Raw genomic sequence first — 25,974 nt, 5'->3', positions numbered from 1 at the left:
GAAAAAGTAATTGAGAAAATACTTAGTTTCACAATATAAAAAAGAAACTGTCAGGGCAAAAATCATGTCTTGGCGGAGGTAGCTTATCTAACACCGCATAAATACATAAATAAGACGCAATTATTTTAACACGGGTGAACTAATAAAGTAAAACCGAAGTTAAAATTTTTTTTCCCTAAATTTCGGTGCTTATATATTTCTCCATCGCTGAATTTAGAAATTTTTCCCAATGATGTAGTGGCAAAATTGGTAACTCAATACTTCAGGAACAGGGTATGAATAATAAACCGATGAATCAAGACCAGAAAATCACAGCGGATATAATCTCAAGAGATACCTATCAGGGGCAAAAGTGGCTAGTAGAGGAACGAGATGCCTGTGGTGTCGGTTTTATTGCTCATCGTCAGAATCATACCAGCCATGAAATTGTAGAAAAAGCCTTAGCTGCTTTAACCTGCTTAGAGCACCGGGGAGGTTGTAGCGCTGATCGAGACTCTGGTGATGGTGCAGGAGTATTGACAGCTATCCCTTGGGAGTTGTTCCAACAAGACTTTACCCAAATAGGGAAGGAATTTTCATCCACTAATAATATAGCTGTGGGGATGATCTTTCTACCACAAGACCAAGAAGCAGCACAAAAAGCGAGGACAACAGTTGAGCAAGTAGCTGTTGAAGAAAAATTGATTGTACTGGGTTGGCGAGTAGTCCCAGTACAACCTGATTTACTCGGTGTACAAGCAAGAGAAAATCAACCTCAGATTGAACAAGTTTTGCTAGCTTCTGTTGACAAAAATGGCGATGAATTGGAACGACAGTTGTATATTAGCCGCCGCCGAATTAGTAAAGCAGCAAACAACATCTCAGAAGAATTTTATATCTGCTCCTTGTCAAATCGCACAATTGTCTACAAAGGCATGGTGCGTTCCGCTGTATTGGGAGAATTTTATCAAGATTTAAAAAATCCGGTTTACAAAAGCGCCTTTGCTGTCTATCACCGCCGCTTTAGTACCAACACGATGCCCAAGTGGCCCCTAGCTCAACCAATGCGGCTTTTGGGTCACAATGGCGAAATCAATACTTTGTTGGGTAACATCAACTGGATGATGGCACGAGAAGCTAGCCTGAATCATCCTGTATGGGGCGATCGCATCAATGAACTCAAGCCATTAGTTCATATTGATAACAGCGACTCAGCTACCCTAGACAACGTACTGGAATTGCTGGTGTGTTCTGGACGCAGCCCCTTGGAAGCTTTAATGATTATGGTTCCAGAGGCTTACCAAAATCAGCCTTCTTTACGTGACTCTCCAGAAATTATCGATTTCTACGAATATTACAGTGGTCTGCAAGAAGCCTGGGACGGGCCAGCACTTTTAGTATTCAGCGATGGCAAAAAAGTTGGTGCAACACTAGATCGTAATGGCTTAAGACCAGCTCGCTACGTGATCACCAAGGATGACTATATTGTTGTAGCTTCCGAAGCTGGTGTAGTGGACTTTCCAGAAGCCAATATTGTTGAGAAAGGTAGACTCGGCCCAGGGCAAATGATTGCCGTAGATTTAGTAAACCATGAAGTGCTGAAGAATTGGGAGATTAAGCAGCGGATCGCCAAGCAGCACCCATATGGAGAATGGCTGCAACAGCACCGTCAAGAACTCAAACAAATTGTCAGTAGTCAGTCGTCAGATGTGAATGGAAATGGACATCTAGCTGCTGAAAATGGTAACGGGCATAGTACTACTGACCAAATTGACAAGCAAACCTTGCTTCAGCGTCAAATGGCCTTTGGCTACACCACAGAAGACGTAGAAATGGTGATTCACCCAATGGCGATCGCAGGTTCAGAGCCGACTTTCTGTATGGGGGATGATATTCCTTTAGCAGTGCTGTCACAAAAGCCGCACCTGCTTTACGACTATTTCAAACAGCGCTTTGCTCAGGTGACGAACCCGGCGATCGATCCGCTACGAGAAAAGCTAGTAATGTCTTTGAAAGTCGAATTGGGTGAACGGGGTAACTTATTAGAACCCAAGCCAGAATATGCTCGGAGATTGAAGCTGGAATCACCAGTGTTAACGGATGCTGAATTAGAGGCGATTAAGCTGTCAGGATTTGCCACAGCCGAGTTGTCAACCTTATTTGCGATCGCCGCTGGCCCCGAAGGATTGAAAGCCGCAGTCCAGTCTTTACAAGCACAAGCAGCTGAATCAGTCCGGGCAGGTGCAAAGATTTTAATCTTAAGCGACCAGATCCCAGCAACTCTTAATAAGGAGGACAATGAAGGGATCAGTACAGAATATACTTACATTCCTCCCCTGTTAGCAGTGGGTGCTGTACATCATCACCTGATTCGTGAAGGGTTGCGAATGAAAACATCCCTGATTGTCAATACTGCCCAATGCTGGAGTACTCATCACTTTGCTTGTCTGATTGGCTACGGTGCTGGTGCAGTTTGCCCGTATATGGCTTTGGACACGGTGCGTGATTGGTGCATTGATCCCAAAACCCAAAAGTTAATGGTTGTGAAGAAAATTCCTACCCTGACCGTAGAGCAAGCTTTAGGAAACTATCGCAAAGCGGTAGAGTCAGGCTTGCTAAAAATTCTCTCCAAAATGGGAATTTCTCTACTGTCCAGCTATCAAGCAGCCCAAATCTTTGAAGCTATTGGCATCGGTGGGGATTTAATAGAACTAGGATTTCAAGGTACGACTTCCCGCATTGGTGGTTTGAGTGTTAGCGAACTCGCTGACGAAGTACTTTCCTTCCACAGCAAGGCTTTTCCGGAACTGACGACCAAGAAGTTAGAAAACCTCGGCTTTGTGCAGTACCGTCCTGGCGGCGAGTATCACATGAATAGTCCAGAAATGGTTAAGGCGCTGCATAAAGCTCTAGATGGCGAAAACTACGACCACTACGAAATTTACAAAAAGCACCTCCAAGGTAGACCAGTAACAGCCTTGCGGGACTTGCTAGACTTCCAAGGCGAGCGCACACCGATTCCCATAGAAGAAGTGGAGTCAGTATCTGAAATTGTCAAGCGCTTCTGCACCGGTGGCATGTCTTTAGGCGCTTTGTCAAGAGAAGCCCATGAAACTTTAGCGATCGCCATGAACCGCATTGGCGGTAAATCAAACTCTGGAGAAGGCGGCGAAGACCCAGTGCGCTATACAGTTCTAGATGATGTAAACGATGGTCACTCGCCAACCCTACCGCATTTGAAAGGATTGCGGAATGGCGACACCGCCTCTAGTGCTATTAAGCAAGTCGCATCAGGACGCTTTGGTGTCACGCCAGCGTATTTAAGCAGCGCCAAACAAATTGAAATCAAAATCGCCCAAGGTGCCAAGCCTGGGGAAGGCGGACAGCTGCCAGGTCCCAAGGTGAGCGAATACATTGCGATGTTAAGACGCTCCAAGACAGGTGTGACGCTGATTTCACCGCCACCACACCATGATATATATTCCATTGAAGACCTAGCACAACTGATTTTTGATCTGCACCAAATTAATCCGAAAGCAAAGGTATCGGTGAAGCTAGTTGCAGAAGTTGGTATTGGCACGATCGCTGCTGGTGTCGCTAAGGCAAACGCTGATATCATCCAGATTTCTGGTCATGATGGTGGTACAGGTGCATCGCCATTAAGTTCGATTAAACATGCTGGTTCACCGTGGGAATTGGGCTTAAGTGAAGTGCATCGCGTCTTGATGGAAAATAGCCTGCGCGATCGCGTGATTTTACGGGTAGATGGCGGTCTGAAAAGTGGCTGGGATGTGGTAATAGGTGCATTGATGGGCGGTGAAGAATTCGGTTTCGGCTCCATCGCCATGATTGCTGAAGGCTGTATCATGGCGCGAGTTTGCCACATGAACACCTGCCCTGTGGGTGTTGCTACTCAGAAAGAAGAACTCCGCAGGCGGTTTACGGGAATGCCGGAACAGGTTGTCAACTTCTTCTACTTCATCGCCGAAGAAGTGCGTAGTCTGCTAGCACGACTAGGTTACCGTTCTTTGTCAGAAATTATTGGACGTGCAGATTTGTTGAAACTCCGCCCAGAGGCAAAACTTACCAAAACGCAATCACTGAACCTCGACTGTTTACTTCAATTGCCAGATACCAGAGACAATCGTAGTTGGTTGCTGCATGAAGAAGTTCACAGCAACGGCGTGGTTTTGGATGACAAATTGCTTGCCGATCCCGACATTCAAGCTACCATTCGCAACCAGTCTACTGTCACCAAGACTTACCCAATTGTCAATACTGACAGAACAGTAGGCACCAGATTAGCGGGAGCGATCGCTTCTCAATACGGTGACAGCGGCTTTGAGGGACAAATTAATCTCAACTTCACAGGCAGTGTTGGGCAAAGCTTTGGTGCGTTCAACCTCCCAGGCATAATTCTCACCTTAGAAGGAGAAGCAAACGACTACGTAGGTAAAGGGATGCATGGTGGTGAAATCATCATCAAAGCTCCAACTGATGCTACCTATAACGCTTCACAAAACGTGATAGTTGGCAATACTTGCCTCTATGGTGCTACTGGTGGCATATTATTTGCCAACGGTCTAGCAGGAGAGCGCTTTGCTGTAAGAAACTCCAAAGGCATAGCAGTGATTGAAGGCGCTGGGGATCACTGCTGCGAATATATGACTGGTGGTGTGATTGTCGTCCTCGGTAAAGTAGGACGTAACGTCGCAGCTGGAATGACTGGTGGACTGGCATACTTCTTGGATGAAAACGACTCATTTCGTGAATTAGTCAACCCAGAAATTGTCAAAATCCAGCGGGTGATTACAGAAGCAGGTGCAAAACAACTGCAAGAGTTAATCAAAACTCATGCAGAACGCACTGGTTCACCAAAGGCGAAGAAAATTCTGCAAAATTGGCAAGAATTCTTACCGAAATTCTGGCAGTTGGTTCCACCTTCTGAAGCTGATAGTCTAGAAGCTGATCCTGAAAAAACAACTGAGTTCAGTTTAGTAACTAGTCATTAGTCGCTGTAACCGTTCTCATCCTCTGCCTTAAGCCATTCTCCTGTCGGAGAAGCTGCATAAACAGGTACTGTGCGAAAACCCTTTGGATGCCCAAAGTAGTCGCCTGAATTTACTCTTTAAAAAGAGCGTAGAGAGAAAAAAAATATTCTCCCTTTTTTAGGGAGAATATTCACTAACTGATTCACAACTGGACTTTGGACGGTCAAGAGTTTTGGTAGAATTTTCTTGACTATGCGCCTATAGTTGGCATTAAGTGCGTTAAGTAGCTGTTAATGCCGCCAAAAATGCCAACAATCCGATGTGCCCAACCGTTAAATAAGTAGAATTACTTGTAAAATAGTCAAGCAGATCAAAACTTTACCCACCACTAGAACCATTACCGAGAAGGTAGTTTACAAGTTTCTGCTCTTGACACCATTCATTTGACATTCTTACAAAATGGAAGATAATTACCTTGAATACAAAATGTCTGAAGAAGAACGTTTTCAATCAGACTGTTATTCCTACTTGGAACAGCCGGAAAATGCTACCCGCTATACACTACCAGTTCATTTTCTAAAGGATGCTTTTAAAGAAAGGTCGTTCTCTTTATTGGATCTGGGCTGTGGGAATGGGGCTTTGCTCAAGTATCTACCTTCTCAATGCGACTACGTTGGGGTAGATCACAGTGAATATGCTATTAAATACTGTTTAAACCTATACCCCAACAGAACCTTTGTGTGCGAAGACTTATGGGTATTTCTGCGTCAACTTGCTACAGAAAATAAAAAGTTTGATGCAGTGGTACTATGCGGCATGATATATCATACCGTTGATAAGGAAAGCCAACAACACAAGGATGAGCAGGAAATTATTCAATTTTGTCTGGACAAGATAATAAGCGACAAAGGATATGTGGTCATAATTGTAGGACTTAATTATGGCAACCATCCAGATCATAATCTGTTTGTTCGAGCGGAATGGCTACAAAAGTTAGTAGAAAAAATGCTGGAAACTGCGAAGGCAAACATTGTTTACGAAAATCTCTGCCTACAGATTGGCTTGGAAGAAAAAATTGCACAGCAAAAAGCGATTCCTGAGTGGTTTGTTCCGGATGCCTCTACTGACTATTCAAGTAAGTTCGTTGGAACATATTGGGCAAGTTGGACATTCATTGCCTCTCCCTTATGTGTGACAGGTTAAAAATAGTTGATGGAATTTGACTGCGATCGCAGGAATTATGCTTAACTAGTCAAAAACTTGGTTTCTTTAACCTAGTTTTTTGCATACGATTTGTTGTCTCGAAATTCATCACCTGAAGGAATGAGCAATTATCCTTTGAATGAAATGGAGAGATGAGAAAAATCTAAAAAATATGGCTCGATTGACTGTTATCCGTTGGCTAATTCTTGGCTTAAGCTGTTTATTTCTGCTTTCAGGTTGTAGTTTCACGAACGGTTCCACTGCTGGTAAAACACTTACGGTGGCAGTAGAACCTACGTTTCCACCTTTCGAGTTTCAATCTGCAACTAGTGAGTTGCAGGGTTTTGACGTTGACTTGATGAATGCGATCGCGCAATCTGCTGGCTTTCAAGTTAAGTACCAAAATATGCCCTTTACTGGTATGATTCCAGCATTGCAGACGCAAACTGTAGATGCGGCAGTTGCGGCTATGGCAATTACTGCTGAACGGGTGAAGATAATTTCCTTCTCGCGTCCTTACTTCAAATCTGGTATAGCGATCGCCACCCGCACAGACAATCAAAATATTACCAATTTCGACAGTCTTAAAAACAAGATTATTGGTGTGCAAATTGGAACCACCGGCGCACTCAAGGCTAAAAGTCTTCCAGGATCTGAAATTCGCACTTTTAATGATTCACCCTTAACTCTTCAGGCATTAATTAACGGCAATGTCGATGCCGTTCTTAACGATCAAGTCGTTATCTTATACGGCATAAAGAGTGGCAACTTGAACCGACTCAAAGTAGTCAGCAGTCTGCTTACAGAAGAATTCTATGGCATTCCTACACCCAAAGGATCGCCTAACCTAGACCTGATTAACCAAGGTCTGGCAACGGTGCTGAAAAATGGTACTTACGCCCAAATTTACCAAAAGTGGTTTGGTATTCAACCGCCACAACTCCCAGAAAAATCGCCCATTGAAAACCAGACTAGCAAAAAAGGCGTATCTGAGCTATTTACCTCACTAAGCATTATTTTCAAGTCACTACCCGTCCTGCTGGCTGGGGCTTTAGTGACTCTTGAACTCACAACACTTTCAGTATTGCTGGGAATAGTCGGCGGTTCACTGATTGGGATTGTTCGCCTTTCTCCTGCTTTGCCTTTGCGCTTTTGTGCCGGAGCATATGTGGATTTTTTCCGAGGAACACCGTTGCTAGTGCAGATTTTTATGATTTACTTTGGGTTGCCTGCTTTAGCCCAAACTTTTGGTTTCACCTTAAATTTAAATCGTCTGGCGGCAGCGGTGATTGCATTAAGTCTCAATAGTGCTGCCTACATTGCGGAAATTGTCCGCGCAGGTATTCAATCAATTGAGCCGGGGCAAGCAGAAGCCTCCCAATCACTGGGCTTGAGTTCAGTGCAAACGATGCGCTATGTGATCTTTCCTCAAGCCCTGCGGCGGATGCTGCCACCCCTTGGCAATCAGTTCATTAGCCTGCTTAAAGACACTAGCTTAGTTGCTGTCATCGGCTTTGAAGAGTTGTTCCGCAAGGGGCAGCTGATTGTAGCAGAAAGCTATCGCTCGTTTGAGATTTACGCCACCGTTGCCTTGGTTTATTTATTTCTGACACTGCTTTTTTCCCAAGCGTTTAGTCGCTGGGAGCGATCGCTCAATCCTATTAAAAAACAGAGTAAATGAAAAAGGATAGATAAGGGAGAAGTGTTTTACAATTCATTTAGGACTGCTATAGAGAAGCTAAATTTATTCTTATTCATGCCTCTCCATCGCTGGGTTAAACCATCATCTAAATAGCCAAGATTATTCATCAACTTAAAAGTTGATTTTTTCTTTAGTTTTGCATTAGTAACTAGTCTAAACTCCAGTCACAAATAATACATCTTAACCACAAAACATAATTTTAGTTTTTAGCCAATTACTATTAACTAATTACCGATAATTAAGAATTATTACTTTTTGTGAACGAGCAACTTTTGGTCTGTATCTTCTATTTGTAAAAGTTCTGGAATAGTAACAAAGTGATAGCCTTGCTTTCTAAAGTAGCTAATAATTTCTGGTAAAGCTTGTACAGTTCTAGAACGGTTACCACCACCATCATGCATTAGCACAATACCACCAGGTTTGGAATCTTTAATCACGTTATTGATCAACTTTGGTACAGCTGGTAATTTATAGTCTGTGGAGTCAGCTGACCACATGACTACAGTATATTTCTGCCCTTTAGCATAAGCAGCTAATCCATTGTGCATGATGCCACCAGGTGGTCGGAACAGATTTGTTTTAGCACCTGTAATTTGATAAATTAAGTCTGTTGTGCGATCAATTTCATAAGCTGCTGCTTGTTGATTAAAGAAGTGATACCAGTGATGCCAAGTATGGTTGGCAATGACGTGACCTTGAGCGACAACTTGCTTTCCTATTTCTGGATAATTTTTTAGGTTCTGCCCGACGACAAAAAACGTCCCTTTGATATTATTTGATTTCAGAATATTTAGCACTTGCTCTGTACTCTGTGGCCAAGGGCCATCATCAAAGGTGAGAGCAATCACTTTTTCACCCTGAGTGAGTTTTGCGGCTGCAATTATTGCTCCTTGAAAACGTGGTGGTATAGCATAGGATAGTCCTTTTGTTTGTGCTTCTTGCTGCCAACTTGTAAGCATCGCCGCCTTTAATTTCTCAATGCGCTGCTGAGTTCCTACGTTTGCAGCTACATCCTTTACATTTATACTTTGTCTACTCTGAGCCTCCGAAGCATTTGGCCTTAGAAGCATCATGAAAGCAACGCTAAAAACACCACCTAAGGCAAGCAACGCAATTAATATTCCTTCTGGCCACAGAAACGATTTATTGTTTTCCACCTCATAGCTCCTTCAAAGATCGAACCATCAACCACGGTGATGGCGGTACGTTATAGCATATTTTTTTTAGAGATTTAGATACCAGTTACTTTCTGGTAATCCTGAAAATTGGAATTGGGACTAACGGAAATTTAGAATCGAGAAAACAAACTATACGGCTTTAACTGAAATCTAGATGCTCTAGATTTGGACGAACGCTTATACAATACTTGGTACTATCTAATATCAACCCATTTACAAAAGGCAAGGTCTGCACTTCCACATTCTTACTACTAGCTCTAAGAAGGAGCACAATTAGACAATTAATCACACCCCAAAATCCTCTTAATAGAGTTCTGAATTAGTTACTGCCTTTCACTTCACTGGTAAGGTAGCATTATCCTTTCAAGTTTTATAGCTTTACAAATAAGATGAGCTAAACTTTTGCACCTACAATTTGCACTTACTTTTTGCAGGTTGAAGTTTTTATCATCAGACTTTTGACAGGAAAGTTGTATAATTTACAACTTAGTGAATTATTTGATTAACATCCAAAACTACTTACCAGGGACGAGGTATCTTTCAAAAAAGAGTCTAGTCAACTATTAGTTCTATTCTTGATAAGATATATTCTACTGGCTGCTGTGATTGCTTCCTTTTTAAGAAAAAGTTAAATTTCCAACTGACAGAATCTTACCTTGTACTTTCTCTGAAATAGACTGACGAAAATTGATTGAATATAGTTTCTCATTGCCAAGGGGCACTTATTCGTTAATTTAGATACTTTTGACTCATTCAGCAAAAATAATTTTCTCCGCAGTTTAATTCTATTTTTGATAGTCATACTTTAGTCGAAATTGCTAGTGGCTTTTTGTCTGTTAATGTTTTTCTAGATAATTAAAGAAATTTATATCTCAATTATATAGTACAATTTTATATTCACTGTCACCGTGTAATTACGGAAAATAATCGCATATATAATAGGCAAGTTGTTAGTTATCAAAAAACGCCTATATTTAAGTACATAATCAGAAAATTTAGTATTTAACAATACTAAAAATCAATGTTTTTGTCAGATGCTAATACCATCCGAGGCACTAACTAGCAACTTACGTTAATAGTATGGCATCTATCTATTGAACCATTAAATTCTATATTTAAGTGTAATATTTTTTACTGGCAATATTTAAGTGAGTTAAGTTTTTGTATTTAAAAGTACATTTAAATCTTTCAATTTATGTAATATGACTTAATAATACATATCAAAATATATTTTCTTTCAACTCAGCCTCCAGCAAGACTGCCCTCTGCCTTTTTTCGGTAAAGTAAAGCAGATATTGTCAGACATCTGGTAGACTGCTTTGCCATCCAACGACCAATTTTCTGCTCAAAGAAAAAACCGACTGGCTGTATCGCTCTACCAATCGGTAACTAACTTTTTTAGCAGGAGAAAGCAAAACTGAAAATTATCTAATAACTTGCCTTATAATTGCAGCAATTAGAATTAGGATTTTTAATTATCTATCTAGTAATCCTAATCGTTAGCTTATATTGCCTTAGACAGGTCATGCTTTATTTATAGTACTTTTGCTTGTCTTTGGTAGATGCGATAACTGTATTATTTAATATCTGTATGGGTTTATGCAGTACCCAGCTTGTTTATCAGTATACCTTTTAAGTCAAAATAATCAAGGTATTTGTCCCACTTCTGAAACTGGCTAGAAACTTTTATGATTCCTCACGAAAGTGATGCAAAACAAGAGCGTGCGTCGTTAAAAGTATGGCGTAGTTGGCAAGAAAACCTGATTTTAATTGCGATCGCATTGTGTTTGGCATTCCTGATCCGGACTTTTATCGCCGAACCCCGCTTTATACCTTCTGATTCGATGTTGCCTACCTTACATACTGGCGATCGCTTGGTAGTTGAAAAAATCTCTTACCATTTTCACCCTCCCATAACTGGGGATATTATTGTTTTTCAGCCACCCGCAGAACTACAACGTCGAGGATATCCCAAAGACCAAGCCTTCATTAAGCGGGTTATTGGCAAGTCTGGTGAGGTAATTAGTGTTGCTTCTGGCAAAGTCTATCTCAACGGTCAACCCTTGGCAGAAGACTATATCGCTGAACCACCAAATCAACCATATCGACCAGTGAAAGTTCCAGAAGATGAGTTTTTTGTTATGGGCGATAACCGCAACGATAGTAATGACTCTCGCTATTGGGGCTTTTTACCTAGAAAAAATGTCATCGGTCGGGCAACATTTCGCTTTTGGCCTCTCGACCGCATTGGGTTCATTTAATCAATTTTGGATTTTAGATTTTAGATTTTTCCTTCAATCCAAAATCCAAGTTGCGCCGTCAACGCACCAAAAGTGCGACCCAAAATCTAAAATTGGCAGAGTTAGGAGTTATTTTAAAACTTCTAACTTTTAATTTAAAACCTTAAATAATACATCATCTGGGCGATCGCATCACCAGGTAACTCCAACCGCCGCCCAAAATCAGCCAGGTTACGGTAAGGCCCAGCTGATTGCCGATTTTGAACCACTGCTTGTGCTAAAGACAAATCTATAAATGGGATTTGTGCTAACTTTTCAACTGTTGCTGTATTCGGATTGACTAAATAGGTCGGATTTTCTAGAGATTCGTGGTCATAGTAAATAAAATTCAGCAGAGGCTTTAATGGCTCTAGCCGTTGCGCTGGCATAGCCAAAGCCGCAGCGATGTCTTCAATACAGTAAAATTTCACACCCGAACGTGAAAGTTCCACAAGCGATCGCGCTTGGTGAATTGACAAACCTGGTAGGCGTAACCAATCATCTACAGTTGCTTGATTAGCATCAATGCGAATACCTAATTTTGCCGCTATCTGAATTTCTTCCCCAGATTGTAAGCGATAGTAAGGATCGTTGAGGAGCTTGGCCCGGAGTTTTTGCAGCCTTGAGTTTAAAGGTAGCCAGTTATTCATGATTGTCGCTTACCTTAAGAAATCTGATCTAGCAATTGGCGGCGCTTTTGCTCAAACTCATACTCTGAAATCAGTCCATCCTGGCGCAGAGCATCTAATTCACGCATTGCGTCAGCGATCGCTCCTACCTGATTACTCACCCCCTGTAAATTCCTTACCGCTGACTTACCTAAATTAAAATTACGATCAAAAGCTTCTTCGTCTTGGGCTAAATACCAAACTCCCTCAATGGCACTAGCTACCTTGGGGATAGGCGTCCAGGAAAGCAAAACATACAAAACACCCCACAGAGGCTGTCCCAGATAAAATTTATGCAATCCTGAAATTGTCAGCGTGCCAGAAAAAGCTAAAACAGCGGCAACGCTTCGGCTTTTGCGCTTAGTCAACATATTTATAATAAATCTACCATTACCACAGTTTCTACAACAAGATAGCCATAAGCCATTCAAAATTTAAAATGTTTGCGTAGCGTTTCGTAAAGCCTGCGGCATAGCTACGCTTAGGGCGCAGCCTTTCGTAGAGAAGAGAAGAAATACAACTCTGGTAATAATCATCCTGGCTATATTGCCAAATTTTTACTTACCAGTAATCATATAAATTCATTTTAGTCAACTACCGTCCCTTGCCCTTCAGTCCCACGCACAATTTAGTATTTGAATAAATTTGAGTAAGTTTCACATGACTATGCATTGAGCTTTGATGCTAATTTTAAGTTTTTAACGGATCTAGATTACTACGATGTCACAGACCTTTCTACCGCCAAAATGGCTTGAACAGCTTTGTGATCCTTACGCTGTGCTAGGAATTTCTGTGAGTGCTGATGATCGTCAGATTTGCAAACGCTATCACACCTTAGCGAAGTTTCTCCATCCCGATCGCTATACCAAAAGCAGCAATCTCGACCAAGAATTAGCAACGGCAATATTTAGCCGTTTAATCAATCCAGCTTATGAACACCTGAAACATCGGCACAAGCGCTTGATTGCCATAGCCATGCTGCGATCAGACGCAAGAGCCTTACAGCAGCAAGCTTTGTCTTCTCAAAGTGCCATAGCTGAGGAAATTATGGAAATGTCTCCACCCCAAGCAGAATTGTTTTACGAAGAAGCGATCGCCTCCTATGCAGAAGCTCAATACAAATCACTACATGAGTTTTATCAGGTGACGCAACAGATTAGTATACTGAATTTAGTTTACTTACGGTTGCATAAACCAGACCTGTCACTACCGCAAAAAACTGTTCCCATCATCCCTGAGGTAGAAGTCAAGCCAGTTGAATTGACATTAGATGAAAAACCTAATGTTAAACCAGTTTTGACAGACTACGCTCAACGTCACTACCAGCGAGCTATTGAGTACGTCAGATTAGCCAACTGGACGTTAGCTGTACAAGAACTGCGTGATGCCATCAAGTTAGAGCCAAATAACAGCGACTTTTATGCCTTATTAGGTTTAGTACATATCCAACAGAAATTTCTAGGGATGGCTAGGGTTTACATCTGTCAAGCATTAAAACTGAACCCGCAAAATTCACTAGCTTTGAAATACGCTCCCAGACTGAAAATTCAACCGGGTGAAAACACCAATCCTAAATCAATAGCTAAAGCTATGAGTATTGCGGCTTTATTAAGTCGGTTTACACAGGGGAAAGCTTCTCAAGTCAAGTGTTGAAATTTCGGTAAAAAACCGTGCTAAAACCGAAGCTTTGTTATTAAATTACTCCTCTAGACTAAGATAATAAATAGAAGTAAAACTATTAAGCTACTGGGTCTGGGCGCTCAGTTTAATATAAGCAATATGGGATTCTTCGATTCCGAGATAGTTCAGCAAGAAGCAAAACAGCTGTTTGACAATTATCAAGCGCTGATCAAGCTTGGTAACGGCTACGGCAAATTTGACCGCGAGGGCAAAAAGGTGTTTATTGAGCAAATGGAAGCCATGATGGATCGGTATCGCATCTTTATGAAACGCTTCGAGCTATCAGAAGATTTTATGGCACAAATGACAGTAGAGCAGCTGAAAACCCAATTAGGTCAGTTTGGTGTCACTCCGCAACAAATGTTTGACCAAATGCACCTCACTTTAGAACGGATGAAAGCCGAGCTAGAAAAACAGGTCTAGTCAATTTTAGATTTTAGATTTTGGATTAATTGCCAATCCAAAATCTAAGTTGCGCTGTCAGCGCACCAAAGGCGCTACCTAAAATCTAAAATTATTGTGACTTGGGGCGAGAAAACTGGGAAGTTGACTTAAAGTTTTCTACTGGTACATTCTTTAGTGCCTTCTGCATAAAATCTTTCCAGATCGGAGCGACCATAACACCACCGGTTGCATGGTCAGCCAATTGTTTGTTGTCGTCTCTCCCTACCCAGACAGCAGTTGTTAACTGTGGCACAGTACCAACAAACCAAATATCTTTTTCTGATGATGTTGTTCCCGTCTTGCCTGCGGCTGGGCGGCCTATAGCAGCACCTTTACCAGTACCTTCAGTAATTACCGATCGCATCACATCGAGAATTGCTGCTGATGCCCAAGGATCGAGAACTAGCTGAGGCTTGGGAGTATTGTCTAGCAAGACGTTACCACTACTATCAGTGACACGGGCAATTACAGTTGGTGGTGACTGCCAGCCATAATTAGCAAAGGTAGCATATGCACTAGCCATTTCCAAAGGTGTGACACCAATTGCACCAAGAGGCAGGGAGCTAACAGGTTCCATCGGACTCATAATGCCCAAGGTACGGCAAGTTTCGATCACTCTATTCATCCCCACAGCCTTACCAACCTTGATTACAGGAATGTTGCGTGACTGAGCTATAGCTGTGCGGATTGGCATCGCTCCCCTAAAAGTGCCATCATAATTTCTGGGAAAGTACCAACCGTTACCATCTCGATAGCTGACTGGAGCATCTACCACCGTTGAATCTGGTGAAAACTTACCAGTAGCGAAAGCAGTATAGTATACAAACGGTTTAAAAGAAGATCCGGGCTGGCGTTGAGCTTGAGTTGCACGATTGAATTCACTGGTCTTAGGATCTATACCGCCCACCAGGGCTTTGATAAAATGTGTGCGCGGATCAATTGCCACCAGAGCCATTTGATTCTTAGATAATCCCTGCTCTAAAAGTGTTTTATGCCACTTGGTGACGGTTTCCTCTGCCATCACTTGGAAGTTGGCGTCAACCGTAGTTTGCACCCGCATCCCGCCTTTGAGTAGTGTCTCACGCCCAAACTTTTTAGCCAATTCCTGCGCTACAGTATTGGTTACATAAGGTAGGGCACTACCTTGAAAGGATTTGATTTTACCAAGTTTGATTTCTTGCTTAAGCGCATTGTCGTACTCTGACTGGTTGATCCAGTTTAATTCCAGCATCCGTCCTAGCACTTCTTTTTGTTTCTGTTTTGCCAGCTTCATGCTCACAAACGGGCTGAATTCTTCTGGCGCTTGGATCAAACCCGCCATCATTGCTGACTCACCCAAGGTTAAATATTCTGCTGACTTATTAAAGTAACTGCGGGCTGCCGTTTGTACACCATAATTGTTATGACCCCAATAAACTTGATTGAGGTACATTTCTAAAATTTGGTCTTTGGTGAGAATTTGCTCTAACCGGATTGCCAACACCCCCTCCGCTAACTTTCGGGTAAAGGCACGCTTGTGAGACAAAAACAGGTTTTTTACCAATTGCATAGTAACAGTAGAGCCACCTTCTCGGACTCCACCCGCTACAGCGTTAACTACTACAGCCCGACCAACACCAGTCGGGTTAATACCGTGGTGATCGTAGAAGTGGCTATCTTCACTTGCTAATACCGCCCGTTTTAAATTCGGGGAAATTCTATCCAGGGGTACGACTTCCCGGTTGGCTTCCCCGTGGATACTCGTTAAAAGTTTACCCTTAACGTCATAGATGTAAGTTGTTTCTGAAGGAAAGAAGTTACGTAGCTGTCTCACATCTGGCAAATTACGGAAACTAATGGCTAAACCAACCAGTCCTCCGGCTACAATGGAACTTGCCAGCATGGTGATTGAGAGGAGAGTACCGCCAGTTACCTGACCGACTCCTTTCAAAAACTCAAAACCTGATGAAGCCCGACGTTGTGGCTGTTTATCTTCAAAAGTCCTAGAAGACGACACGGCGATTTCACTTCCTCACTTGTAAAGTTAACTGTAATTGATTGGACGAAGCAAGGCGGTTAATTTTTTGCAATTATAGTAGTTTGGCAGATGAGAAAGCGGATAAATTGCAAGTGTTTATAACCAACTTAACTTCTAGTGTGCAAAACATAGCTAACAGTGAATGTTCTAGTATGACGCAAGATTTTGCTTGGCTGCGTCGTGGTGTAGTAGAAGTTTTCCCACAACCAGTTGATGTTAACAGTGAAAGTCTAGAAAAGCGTTTGGCAACCACAAACCAACCTTTGAGAATCAAATTGGGGATTGACCCTACGGGTACTGATATTCATCTCGGTCATAGCATACCAGTACGGAAACTGCGAGCGTTTCAAGATGCAGGTCATATAGCAGTTCTAATTATTGGCGATTTTACAGCACGCATTGGTGATCCGACTGGGAAATCTGAAGTCCGCCGTCAGCTTACAGAAGCAGATGTAGCGCACAATGCTCAGACTTATCTTGACCAAGTACGTCCTATTTTGGATTTTGACACACCAGGAAGGTTAGAGGTGCGTTATAACTCCGAATGGCTCTCTGGGCTAAACTTAGAGAAAATTTTGGAGTTACTCTCCACGATGACGGTGGGGCAGATGTTGGCTAAGGAAGGATTTGCCGATCGCTATAGAAAAGAGAATCCGATTTTTATCCATGAGTTCCTATACCCGTTGATGCAAGGTTTTGATTCCGTTGCCGTTGAGGCAGATGTGGAATTGGGAGGGACTGATCAGAAATTTAACATTGCTGTGGGCAGAGATTTGCAGCGCCATTTTGGTCAAAAGCCCCAGTTTGGGATGCTGCTGCCAATTTTGATTGGCACGGATGGGGTGCAAAAAATGTCCAAGTCTTTAGGTAATTATATCGGGTTGTCGGAACATCCGGCACAAAAGTATCAAAAGTTACAGGGAGTTCCAGATCATCTGCTGGAGCAGTATTTTGAACTGTTGACGGATTTACCTTTGGATAATCTGCCAGAAAATCCCCGCGATCGCCAAACACTTTTAGCATGGGAAGTTGTCAAACAGTACCACGGCGAAACAGCAGCTCAAGAGGCAAAAGAAGCAGCCCAAAGCGGCGGCAAGGATGGTGCAGTTCCAGAATTTTCTCTAGCTGACGTGCAGCAGTTTCCTACTAAGTTAGCGTATATTCTCAATGTCACTGGCTTATGCAAAAGTACAGGTGAAGGAAAGCGAAAAATTCAAGAAGGTGGCGTGCGCTTAGATGGCGATCGCATTACTGATGTTGATACTACTTTTGCTGATCCTGCTGAGTTACAAGGTAAGGTTTTACAAGTTGGGAAAAATAAGTTTGTGCGTTTAGTGCCTTAAATGGGGAGTGGGGAGTAGGGAATGGAGAATCGTGAACAGGCAGAACGAAGAATTATTGTGCCTTTGGATGTGCCAGATGAAGAAAGTGCGATCGCTCTTGTGGATCAACTCCCGCAAGTGGTTTGGTGGAAGGTAGGCTTAGAGTTGTTTACCAGTACTGGCCCGAAAATTTTAAAAGTGCTAAAGTCTCGGCAAAAACGCATCTTCCTGGATTTAAAGTTTCACGATATCCCTAACACAGTCGCTGGTGCAAGTCGTAGTGCAGCTAGTTATGGCGTGGATTTGTTAACAATCCATGCTACATGTGGTACTAATGCTCTCAAAGCTGCAAGAGAAGCGGCACAAGAAGGGGCAGCTCAAGCAGGGATAAAACCGCCTAAATTAATCGCTATTACTTTGTTAACGAGCATTTCTGCAAGACAGCTGGCGTTTGATTTAAAGATTCCTTTAGAATTACCAGAATACGCCCTAGAAATGGCATTGCTGGCTCAAGAGGCAGGATTGGATGGGGCAGTTTGTTCGCCCCAAGAAGTGGCACAACTACGGCAAACTTGTGGAGATGACTTTTTGCTAGTTTGTCCGGGGGTTAGACCAACTTGGGCAGATAAAGGTGATCAAAAGCGATCGCTCACCCCAGCACAAGCAATCATTGCTGGTGCAGATTATCTAGTGATTGGGCGTCCCATTACTACTGCTACTGAGCCGGAGTTAGCCTGGAAGAGGATTTCTGAGGAGTTAACCACGGTGGCATGAAGCTAAAAGTCAGTGAGAAACCGGGGGATAGGGTGCAGGGTGTAGGGGAGAACAATCTTACCTCTTCGCTCAGGAAGAAAAATTATAATTGGCTTTTAGCTTGTGCCTTCTGGGTTTTAGGATCAAATAGCCTTGCTTACCCAGCGTTATCGATAAACCTCACCCCTAAACCCTCTGTGCTAGCAGAAAGGGAAAATGTCAACGGTGGGGCAAGGTCTTTGTGTTCTGAGCAAAATTTAGAAACATTTACTATACAGCTACTGGAAGATTTACCTAGTTATACCAATCGCGTTAGTCAACGTGCCCGCCGCCTCAGTAGAAGCAGTGATGTTTACAGTTATATGCTAGTGGCAGGAAGACCTGAGTTTACTCCTCTGCCCCTTAACCTTGAAGAATATAGTACAGACGCGAAAACTGCTGCATCAAGAGTTGAGCAAGTTTTTTTTACTACCTTAGAGCGACAGTACATAGGAAAGAAAGCGGTAGAATTGGAGGAATTCCACTGGCTGTTGTTGACTAAAAGTAAAACTGGTTGGCGTCTAGTGATGATGTTTTCTCAAACTGGTTCCCATTCAGCACAGCAGCCACTGTCTCCGCCACGCGATAGTAGTAACGGCACTGTTGCCCAAGCGGTTAATACTTGGTTACGCGATTGTGAAGCTGGAAGTGTACGACGGATGCGTACTGTGAATATGGGAGACAAAATTGAACTTCGTCGAACTCACATTAATATCAAAGCAGAATAGCTATGACTCGAACAAAAATACTTCGCCTTGAAGATATTTGCTACATAATCTCTCAGTAACGTAGGGTACAGTTTTTAACAAGTAATCGTGTTCATTTGGCTGCGACGCTAAAAAAGCAAAATTGTTTACCATTGCTCCGAGAAAGAACGCCTCCAAGATCCTTTGATACTTATCAGACAGTTGACGCACGCTTTGATAACCACTAAGGAACGATCTACGGTTTTCGGGAGACAGATGCAACAGGGTATGGGCAATGTCACAAAGGTAGTAGCCGAAGCCACAACAGGAAAAGTCGATGGGCCGCGCCTCACCTGCATAAAAGATGTAATTATTTTCATTCAGGTCTGCGTGAATCAAACCCCAATTGGTGGGTGTTTTTTCTAATGCTGTGATCACATTACTAATTCGTTGAACCACATTTTCAAGCACAACGAAATCAGTAACAGATATCGTACCAGTATCTACTAGCGATCGCAGCTCCATGAGTGAGGTGTGTAGTTGCTCCCAGTCGTATTTTGGTCGCGTGAAGCCTGAAGGCAATTCCCAAAGGCTGGTGTGCTGGTGCAACTGAGCCATAAGTTCCCCGACTTGCCTAGCCTGCGTCGATGTAGGTTCGCTGTCGAGGGGTGAACCATCGACCCAGTTTAGTAACGTACAGTTGAGTGTTGTGCTGGTATCATCAATTGCTACAGAGGTAATGAAAGTGCCACTGAGGTTCTGCAAGGGGTATGGGACGACCAAATTAGTATCTTGATGCAAAGCAGTCAGCCACATGAGTTCCGACTCAATGACGGCCTGTTGTTGCCAGATGCGATCACGGAATTGAGCGATTGGATGATGAATACGGAGTACTTTAAAAGTAGCAGAATTTTCACCATCCCTAATGTCAACGCGAAACGTCACATTTTCGCTATGACCCAAGAAAATCAATTCATCTGTACCAACATTGTACTGAGCCAGCGCGGTTAGAGCGAGGCGATTCCAATCGATTTTACCCTGCATCAATTTCTGAGTCAGATACTTATTTAAAACAAAATAAATTTACATTACCCAACTAGCTTATATCAGTGGAATTACGCCTATATCTTTGGGAATATTTTTAGGAAATATAGCTGAGAAACAGCGAAAAAAAGCAGACATTATTTAAAAACGAAGACTGGCTTGAATTTAAGCGTTGTGACTCCCGTTTTTTGGCGATAACATGGGAATAAGTTTATTTCATGCTTCTTCACACCGCGTTTAGCGTCAGTTTTTTTATGGAGATTCAGTTAATCAACATCGGCTTTGGTAACATCGTGTCTGCCAACCGAGTAGTTGCCATTGTCAGTCCAGAGTCTGCTCCAATTAAGCGGATTATTACCGATGCACGGGACAGAGGTCAACTGATTGATGCAACTTACGGGCGTCGGACTAGAGCTGTAATTATCACCGATTCCAGTCACATAATTCTGTCAGCAATTCAGCCGGAAACGGTAGCGAATCGCTTTGTGATTTCCCGCGATCATCAGACTGTAGATAATTAATTAGCAGTGGGTTATTCCTACTCTTCTTTGCATCATATCGGCAGTACCATGTGAATTATATAAGTTTTCTCTCACTCATGCTAGAAATTCTTTAGTCAATAGTGGACTTGGCCAGGAACACAAGACTAATGAATAATATCTATTGATTGATTCACAGGTTGAAGGGATGATGCCAGTTTTACCCATCCAGAGTAATGCTACTACCGAAGAATGCTTACATCTAGGCAGGTTGATTGTTTTAACTGGCCCCAGTGGGGTCGGTAAAGGTACTTTAATGCGATCGCTCCTACAACGTCATCCAGAACTGTATTATTCTGTATCGGTGACGACTCGTTCTCCGCGTCCAGGGGAAATCGATGGCAAAAATTATTACTTTATCAGCCGTAGTCAGTTTGAACAATTAGTGGCTGAAGGGGAATTTTTGGAATGGGCAGAATTTGCTGGTAACTATTACGGTACTTTGCGTGAAGCTGTGCTTAACCAAATTCATTCCGGCAAATTGGTGGTGCTGGAAATTGAGTTAGAAGGGGCAAGACAAATTCGTGCTTCCTTCCCCAGTGCCTTCAGCATTTTTATTTTACCGCCTTCCTTTGATGAATTGGAGAAACGAATACGCGATCGCGCCCAAGATTCTGAAGAAGCGATCGCCCGTCGTCTACTCCGTGCCCAAGTAGAAATTCAAGCCGCAGATGAATTTGATATTCAAATCGTTAATGACGATTTTGAAACTGCTTTAAATGATATTGAAGCAGTTTTGTTTAAATAAGTTAGGAGTTAAGAGTTAGGAATTTAAACTCCTAACTCCTAACCGGAGGCGGAGCGTCTCCGGCTCCGCTCTTAACTCCCAGGAATTAACCAAACAAACCTTGAATTGATGCTAGATTGCTAGTTAAAAAGTAAGCAACTACTGCACCACCAATACCACCAATCAAGAAATAAAAGGCGAAGTCGTTCCAGCTTTCTTTAGAGTTAAAAGCATCTGCCGGAGGTTTGGGTACGGTAACACTAGGAAGTGCTTTGGGTGGATTGCTATTCGCATATAGGGATAGAGAGCCGGTAAGGACAACAACCAAGCCTATGGCTGCTAATAATCCAGCTAAGTTAGCATCAGCTGTGTCCCGCAGTGGGCCCAATTTGGCAAAGGGGCCAAATATCCAGTAACCATGAGCCATGCCAATTTCTACTGCACGTCTACCAGGGCTAATACCTTGACGATAGGCAGGTAAGTTATTAATGAACCACTTGCTCAAGGGAGAAGCATTAATCGGGGTTTCTAGGTTGCCTAGCTGTGGATCGCCGAGTGCGGGAAAAACAACTTCCCGATTTCTGGGATCGCTGGGAAGATTCTTTGATGCATCTACTGCTTGTGCCATATTTTTATGTTCGCCTCTAAATTAAAATGGTGGCATTTTTATATTAATAATAATTGAGGCTAAAGATGCTTTTTGATAGAGAAGTTTAGAAAAATTAATTTAGCTGCTTTCAAAAATATGAAACTCGTGATGCTGGGATCAGCTTACGAGTTTCATAGAACTATTTTGTTAGTAGTTACTAGTTATTAGTTAATTATCAACTAACAGCTAACAAAATTTTTTAATCCTGTCTTCAACTTATGGTAGTGGGTGGAAAAGTAGGTCAGGAAACCAGTTGTTAAAGAAAATCAACAAAACGGCTGTAAAAATCAAATTGACAAAAAGTAAAACTGGTCCCAAGGATAGATATTTCACGAAATAATTCTGTTGCATGAATCATTCTCCCAAATAAATCAAAAGTTGCAGGAAGGGTTAGCGTGGCGAAATGGGAATTTCTGTATCTTTAGCTACTAATTCCCCAGACAGAAATTCTTTTACGGCTGCTACAGGCCAAGTAAAGCCTGAGAGCATAATTGGCAGTGCCAAAGGCACTTCAATGATTACTTCTTTCAATTCCACGTTGCTGCCTTCTTTCTTGATCGCTTGTAGGTAAGCACGACCTACCCAACCAATCCAACCAGCAATATAGAGAAAGAGAATGCTGGGGATCAGGAAGTCACCAGCATGATTTAGACTACCATCAACAATCAAGTGGGGGTAACCCTCAGGACCACACAGTTCTTGAGAATAACGCTCAAATCGCTTTATCCCTGATTCCGGGTCACCTGTGGTATTACGGGCATTAGCTGCTAGCTGTTGAAAAGCGGGATTGTCCCTGCACGGTGTCAAATTAGCCCCTAAAGCTTTTGCTGGGGGGGCAAAATTGAACCAAAGACAAATCGCTAAAATCAAAGCAAACAATCGTCGCATAGAGTTGTTTCCTTTTATTACAAAACAAAAAGTTCTTTGTACAAAACGAAGCGGCTTGTACAGTTGTTTATTTGCATAACTAGGTAGTCATCATACTCTTGGGTGGTGACCGAGTAAAGTTTAAGTAAATAAAAGTTAAAGCTTCTCAACCAAAATGGAGTGCTGAGTGCTGAGTCACGAGTGCCAAGGATAAGAATTGTTGTTGTAGGGTAGTAAAGAAGCAAGATTTTGTCTCTACTACTCAAGACTCAGCACCTAGCACTCAAGACTCAACACTCTCAATGGCAACCGTTTTAGCAATAGAAACCAGCTGTGATGAAACTGCCGTCGCAATTGTTAACAATCGTAAAGTTTGCAGTAGTATTGTAGCCTCGCAAATTCTAGTCCATCAGCAGTATGGCGGGGTAGTACCGGAAGTAGCATCTCGCCAGCACTTGGAAACAATTAATGAAGCGATCGCACAAGCCCTAGAGCAAGCCCAACTAGACTGGGAGAAAATTGACGCAATTGCCGCCACTTCTGCCCCAGGACTGGTAGGAGCGCTGTTGGTGGGGTTAACTGCTGCCAAAACCCTGGCGATGGTACACAACAAACCATTTTTGGGAGTTCATCACCTCGAAGGTCACATTTACGCAACTTATTTGAGCGAATCAACTTTAAATCCCCCTTTCTTGAGTTTATTAGTTTCTGGCGGACATACAAGCTTGATATATGTCAAAGGTTGTGGTATGTACGAAACACTGGGACAAACCCGTGATGATGCTGCGGGTGAAGCCTTTGATAAGGTGGCACGATTGTTAAAGCTGGGTTATCCGGGTGGCCCAGTGATTGACAAGTTGGCACAACAGGGGAATTTCCAAGCCTTTAGCCTACCAGAAGGAAAAGTTTCTTTACCTGGTGGGGGATTTCATCGTTACGATACGAGTTTTAGTGGGTTAAAAACGGCTGTATTGCGTTTAGTGCAGCAGTTAGAGAAAGATGGTGGACAAGTACCAGTAGCGGATGTAGCGGCTAGTTTTCAGGAAACCGTAGCGCGATCGCTAACTAAAAGAGCGATCGCCTGTGCCCTGGACTATGGTCTAGACACAATTGCTGTTGGTGGCGGTGTAGCAGCTAATAGCGGGTTGAGAAAAAATCTCCAAGCCGCCGCCGTTGAACATAATTTACGCGTCCTATTCCCACCTTTGAAATTCTGTACCGATAACGCCGCCATGATCGGCTGTGCCGCCGCTGACCATCTATCCTTTGGTCATACATCTCCCTTCACACTAAGCGTTGAGTCTAGGTTAGCGCTTACCCAAGTGATGAAGTTGTATCATCCGAAGTCATAAGGGGCAGAGGGGCAGGGGAGCAAGAATTTTAGATTTTAGATTTTGGATTTTAGATTGAAATTTAATTCAAAATCGTCAATCCAAAATCCAAAATTGAATTGCCCAATACCTATTGACTATTGACAATCGACCGGATGTGATCAGCCACTGCATCCGGCTGTTCCAGCATAGCCAGGTGTCCGCAATCAGGAATTTCCAAAACATTGTCACCACAATATTGGAACAGTCTATGAAAGCTAGCTAAATGGCGCACATACTTGGGTTCCATAACCTTGTCTTCGGCACCAGCCAAAAAATAAACTGGCTGCTTCAATTGGGATACTAGCTCAGGTAAACGATTGATTTCTTCCTCAGTTGTGGAGTCTAACAGACTTCCCAGAGATGCTTCTGGGTCAGCCACGACGAAATCAATCAGCCGCTGACGTGCCCAATAGCGCTCCAAAGGACGAGCCACACTGGCTCTGGTAAAGAGCAAATCAATCAAAGGCACTTGGGACAGCCAGCGCGGGCGGACTTGCAAAAATTTCTGACCCGCCGAGCGAAACTGCTCAAAGGCTTCTTTGAGGTAAATACCACCACCAGCGTTGATACAGATGACTCCCTTAACACATTCAGGTATTTGATCTGCTCCCCAGAGAGCGATCGTGCCTCCCAAGGAGTGACCAATTAGCCAAGCACTGGTAATATTCAGCTGTTTCAAGAGAATTGCTAAATCCTGAGCATAGGCAACAGGAGTGTAAAGAGAATCGATTGGTGAGCCAACCGCACTACTGGAGATGGGCATCAGGCTCAGAGACGTTTGTGCCCGACTAAAATCGGTTTTTACCTGGGACTGGGATTCACCGAAACCCCGCAAATCATAGGACAGGCACTGCAAATCATCTGATAGGCGGGAAATCACAGGTTGCCAATACCCACGGCTATTGAGCCAACCGTGGATAAATACTAAAGCATGGGGGCAAGAAGTGGGAGCCGTTAGCTCGTATGCGTGTGGAACGCCCAAGATTTCGATAGTTGCCATACTTATATCGTACCCCGAAGGGCGGGTGCGACTAAATACGGAATGCGAAGAGTTAGGAGTTAAGAGCGGAGCCGGAGACGCTCCGCCTCCGGTTAGGAGTGAGGAGTTGTTAATTTTTAACTCATAACTTATAATTCATAACTTTTTTCATTTACCCAGCAACCTCTGTCGCACCCCTTCAGCAATTTTGTGACCGAGATATTCAGGAATGAGGCTTTCATTTGGCCCCAACAAGTAAAGAATTAGGCGTGTACGTCCCCGCCAAACCAGTAAATTGGCATTGACTACCAGCAGGTCTTCCTGCCAGATGGCGTACATCACTTTGTAGAATAATCCTGGTTGATTATCGGCTTCAATCACTAAGGCAGGGAGATGAAAGACCGGATCGACATAGAACTCAGTTTGTACCTGCTCTAAGCCAGTGTCAAGATTGAATTCCACTGCTAGCATCTCTTCTACCTCAAACCGACCTCCTAAAGCCTCACGAATGGCGCGACAGACATTTTCTGCGGTTTTCTCGGTCAAGGCTTTACTACCACGAGACACCAACAGTTTGATAAAAACTAACATCGGCGGACGGATCTGACCGTATAGACTCAGACCGTGGATAGTCAACCCATAAGCTGCTAGCACACCAAAAATATCGCTGAGGAGAAAAGACTGGTTGCGGTAAGCGAAATGCAGGGCACTTTTGCTACCTTCCGGTTTCAGCTCAATAACAGCGCGTCTAGTTTTATAGAGACGGTAGGCTAGGCGCAAATTTTGCAGTTGAATCTCACTGCTGACGAATTGCTCATAAAACTGGGGAAACGCTCGGTTAAAGCGCTTTAGGAG

General features: G+C 43.0%; 22 protein-coding genes. 12 read left to right on the top strand and 10 right to left on the bottom strand.

Annotation, left to right across the window (positions count from 1 at the left end):
- The first annotated feature begins 275 nt into the window (after positions 1–275).
- From gltB to Q0541_RS15800, 3 genes are all read left to right on the top strand, one after another.
- Positions 276–4,991: a glutamate synthase large subunit gene (gltB, locus tag Q0541_RS15810; RefSeq protein ID WP_298911641.1), complete on the top strand. Its 4,716-nt coding sequence runs from the start codon at positions 276–278 to the stop codon at positions 4,989–4,991.
- A gap of 465 nt (positions 4,992–5,456) precedes the next feature.
- Positions 5,457–6,173, top strand: coding sequence for a methyltransferase domain-containing protein (locus Q0541_RS15805; RefSeq protein WP_298911640.1), 717 nt, complete (start codon positions 5,457–5,459; stop codon positions 6,171–6,173).
- Between the two features lie 172 nt (positions 6,174–6,345).
- Positions 6,346–7,854 (top strand): ABC transporter permease subunit, encoded by a 1,509-nt coding sequence (locus Q0541_RS15800; RefSeq protein ID WP_298911639.1) that lies wholly within the window; start codon positions 6,346–6,348, stop codon positions 7,852–7,854.
- Positions 7,855–8,123: 269 nt separating this feature from the next.
- On the opposite strand, the gene Q0541_RS15795 is transcribed toward Q0541_RS15800, so the two are convergent.
- On the bottom strand, positions 8,124–9,032 hold the full coding sequence (locus Q0541_RS15795; protein ID WP_298911638.1) for a polysaccharide deacetylase family protein: 909 nt from the start codon (positions 9,030–9,032) through the stop codon (positions 8,124–8,126).
- 1,709 nt (positions 9,033–10,741) lie between these two features.
- On the opposite strand from Q0541_RS15795, the gene lepB reads away from it, so the two are divergent.
- A complete protein-coding gene (gene lepB / locus Q0541_RS15790) occupies positions 10,742–11,314 on the top strand; it encodes a signal peptidase I (protein WP_298911637.1) in 573 nt (190 codons plus the stop codon).
- 134 nt (positions 11,315–11,448) lie between these two features.
- Here the strand turns inward: lepB and Q0541_RS15785 are convergent, their stop codons facing one another.
- Both Q0541_RS15785 and Q0541_RS15780 read right to left on the bottom strand, forming a co-directional pair.
- Positions 11,449–11,982 carry a ComEA family DNA-binding protein gene (locus Q0541_RS15785; protein ID WP_298911636.1) on the bottom strand — a complete coding sequence of 178 codons (534 nt, stop codon included), beginning with the start codon at positions 11,980–11,982 and terminating at the stop codon, positions 11,449–11,451.
- Between the two features lie 14 nt (positions 11,983–11,996).
- On the bottom strand, positions 11,997–12,371 hold the full coding sequence (locus Q0541_RS15780; RefSeq protein ID WP_298911635.1) for an NINE protein: 375 nt from the start codon (positions 12,369–12,371) through the stop codon (positions 11,997–11,999).
- Between the two features lie 349 nt (positions 12,372–12,720).
- On the opposite strand from Q0541_RS15780, the gene Q0541_RS15775 reads away from it, so the two are divergent.
- Both Q0541_RS15775 and Q0541_RS15770 read left to right on the top strand, forming a co-directional pair.
- Complete coding sequence (locus Q0541_RS15775) at positions 12,721–13,653, top strand: DnaJ domain-containing protein (RefSeq protein ID WP_298911634.1); 933 nt, start codon at positions 12,721–12,723, stop codon at positions 13,651–13,653.
- A 126-nt stretch (positions 13,654–13,779) separates the two neighbouring features.
- Positions 13,780–14,103 (top strand): DUF1825 family protein, encoded by a 324-nt coding sequence (locus tag Q0541_RS15770; RefSeq protein WP_273763838.1) that lies wholly within the window; start codon positions 13,780–13,782, stop codon positions 14,101–14,103.
- A gap of 91 nt (positions 14,104–14,194) precedes the next feature.
- Here the strand turns inward: Q0541_RS15770 and Q0541_RS15765 are convergent, their stop codons facing one another.
- The gene (locus tag Q0541_RS15765; RefSeq protein WP_298911633.1) at positions 14,195–16,120 is read right to left on the bottom strand and encodes a transglycosylase domain-containing protein; all 1,926 of its coding nucleotides are present in this window, start codon (positions 16,118–16,120) and stop codon (positions 14,195–14,197) included.
- 173 nt (positions 16,121–16,293) lie between these two features.
- Here Q0541_RS15765 and tyrS point away from each other — a divergent pair, with 173 nt between their 5' ends.
- From tyrS to Q0541_RS15750, 3 genes are read left to right on the top strand one after another with little or no spacing between them, the layout of a single operon-like run.
- The gene (gene tyrS / locus Q0541_RS15760) at positions 16,294–17,484 is read left to right on the top strand and encodes a tyrosine--tRNA ligase (RefSeq protein ID WP_298911632.1); all 1,191 of its coding nucleotides are present in this window, start codon (positions 16,294–16,296) and stop codon (positions 17,482–17,484) included.
- A 21-nt stretch (positions 17,485–17,505) separates the two neighbouring features.
- Positions 17,506–18,237, top strand: a complete 732-nt coding sequence (gene pyrF / locus Q0541_RS15755) for an orotidine-5'-phosphate decarboxylase (protein WP_298911631.1) — start codon at positions 17,506–17,508, stop codon at positions 18,235–18,237.
- Positions 18,234–18,983: a hypothetical protein gene (locus Q0541_RS15750; RefSeq protein ID WP_298911630.1), complete on the top strand. Its 750-nt coding sequence runs from the start codon at positions 18,234–18,236 to the stop codon at positions 18,981–18,983. The genes pyrF and Q0541_RS15750 overlap by 4 nt, the downstream gene beginning before the upstream one ends.
- On the opposite strand, the gene Q0541_RS15745 is transcribed toward Q0541_RS15750, so the two are convergent.
- Positions 18,984–19,985: a phosphotransferase gene (locus Q0541_RS15745; RefSeq protein WP_298911629.1), complete on the bottom strand. Its 1,002-nt coding sequence runs from the start codon at positions 19,983–19,985 to the stop codon at positions 18,984–18,986.
- Positions 19,986–20,239: 254 nt separating this feature from the next.
- Here Q0541_RS15745 and remA point away from each other — a divergent pair, with 254 nt between their 5' ends.
- Both remA and gmk read left to right on the top strand, forming a co-directional pair.
- Positions 20,240–20,506 (top strand): extracellular matrix/biofilm regulator RemA, encoded by a 267-nt coding sequence (remA, locus tag Q0541_RS15740; RefSeq protein ID WP_273769630.1) that lies wholly within the window; start codon positions 20,240–20,242, stop codon positions 20,504–20,506.
- A gap of 166 nt (positions 20,507–20,672) precedes the next feature.
- Positions 20,673–21,272 carry a guanylate kinase gene (gene gmk / locus Q0541_RS15735; protein WP_298911717.1) on the top strand — a complete coding sequence of 200 codons (600 nt, stop codon included), beginning with the start codon at positions 20,673–20,675 and terminating at the stop codon, positions 21,270–21,272.
- Positions 21,273–21,357: 85 nt separating this feature from the next.
- Here gmk and Q0541_RS15730 read toward each other — a convergent pair whose 3' ends face one another.
- The 3 genes from Q0541_RS15730 to Q0541_RS15720 all read right to left on the bottom strand — a co-directional run bounded on the left by Q0541_RS15730 (position 21,358) and on the right by Q0541_RS15720 (position 22,788).
- Entirely contained in the window at positions 21,358–21,879 is a 522-nt protein-coding gene (locus Q0541_RS15730; RefSeq protein ID WP_298911628.1) for a photosystem I reaction center protein subunit XI, read from the bottom strand.
- A 237-nt stretch (positions 21,880–22,116) separates the two neighbouring features.
- Positions 22,117–22,251 (bottom strand): Photosystem I reaction center subunit IX, encoded by a 135-nt coding sequence (locus Q0541_RS15725; RefSeq protein ID WP_298911627.1) that lies wholly within the window; start codon positions 22,249–22,251, stop codon positions 22,117–22,119.
- 39 nt (positions 22,252–22,290) lie between these two features.
- Entirely contained in the window at positions 22,291–22,788 is a 498-nt protein-coding gene (locus Q0541_RS15720) for a Photosystem I reaction center subunit III (RefSeq protein ID WP_298911626.1), read from the bottom strand.
- A gap of 281 nt (positions 22,789–23,069) precedes the next feature.
- On the opposite strand from Q0541_RS15720, the gene tsaD reads away from it, so the two are divergent.
- Positions 23,070–24,119: a tRNA (adenosine(37)-N6)-threonylcarbamoyltransferase complex transferase subunit TsaD gene (gene tsaD, locus Q0541_RS15715; protein ID WP_298911625.1), complete on the top strand. Its 1,050-nt coding sequence runs from the start codon at positions 23,070–23,072 to the stop codon at positions 24,117–24,119.
- 109 nt (positions 24,120–24,228) lie between these two features.
- Here the strand turns inward: tsaD and Q0541_RS15710 are convergent, their stop codons facing one another.
- A complete protein-coding gene (locus Q0541_RS15710; protein WP_298911624.1) occupies positions 24,229–25,140 on the bottom strand; it encodes an alpha/beta hydrolase in 912 nt (303 codons plus the stop codon).
- Between the two features lie 147 nt (positions 25,141–25,287).
- Positions 25,288–25,974: hypothetical protein (locus Q0541_RS15705; protein ID WP_298911623.1), on the bottom strand; the 687-nt coding region annotated here is incomplete at its 5' end.

The organism is uncultured Nostoc sp., from assembly GCF_937863485.1.
GTDB lineage: Bacteria > Cyanobacteriota > Cyanobacteriia > Cyanobacteriales > Nostocaceae > Nostoc.
Note: the sequence above shows the minus strand (reverse complement) of the source record. Positions and strands in the feature narration are given on the sequence as shown.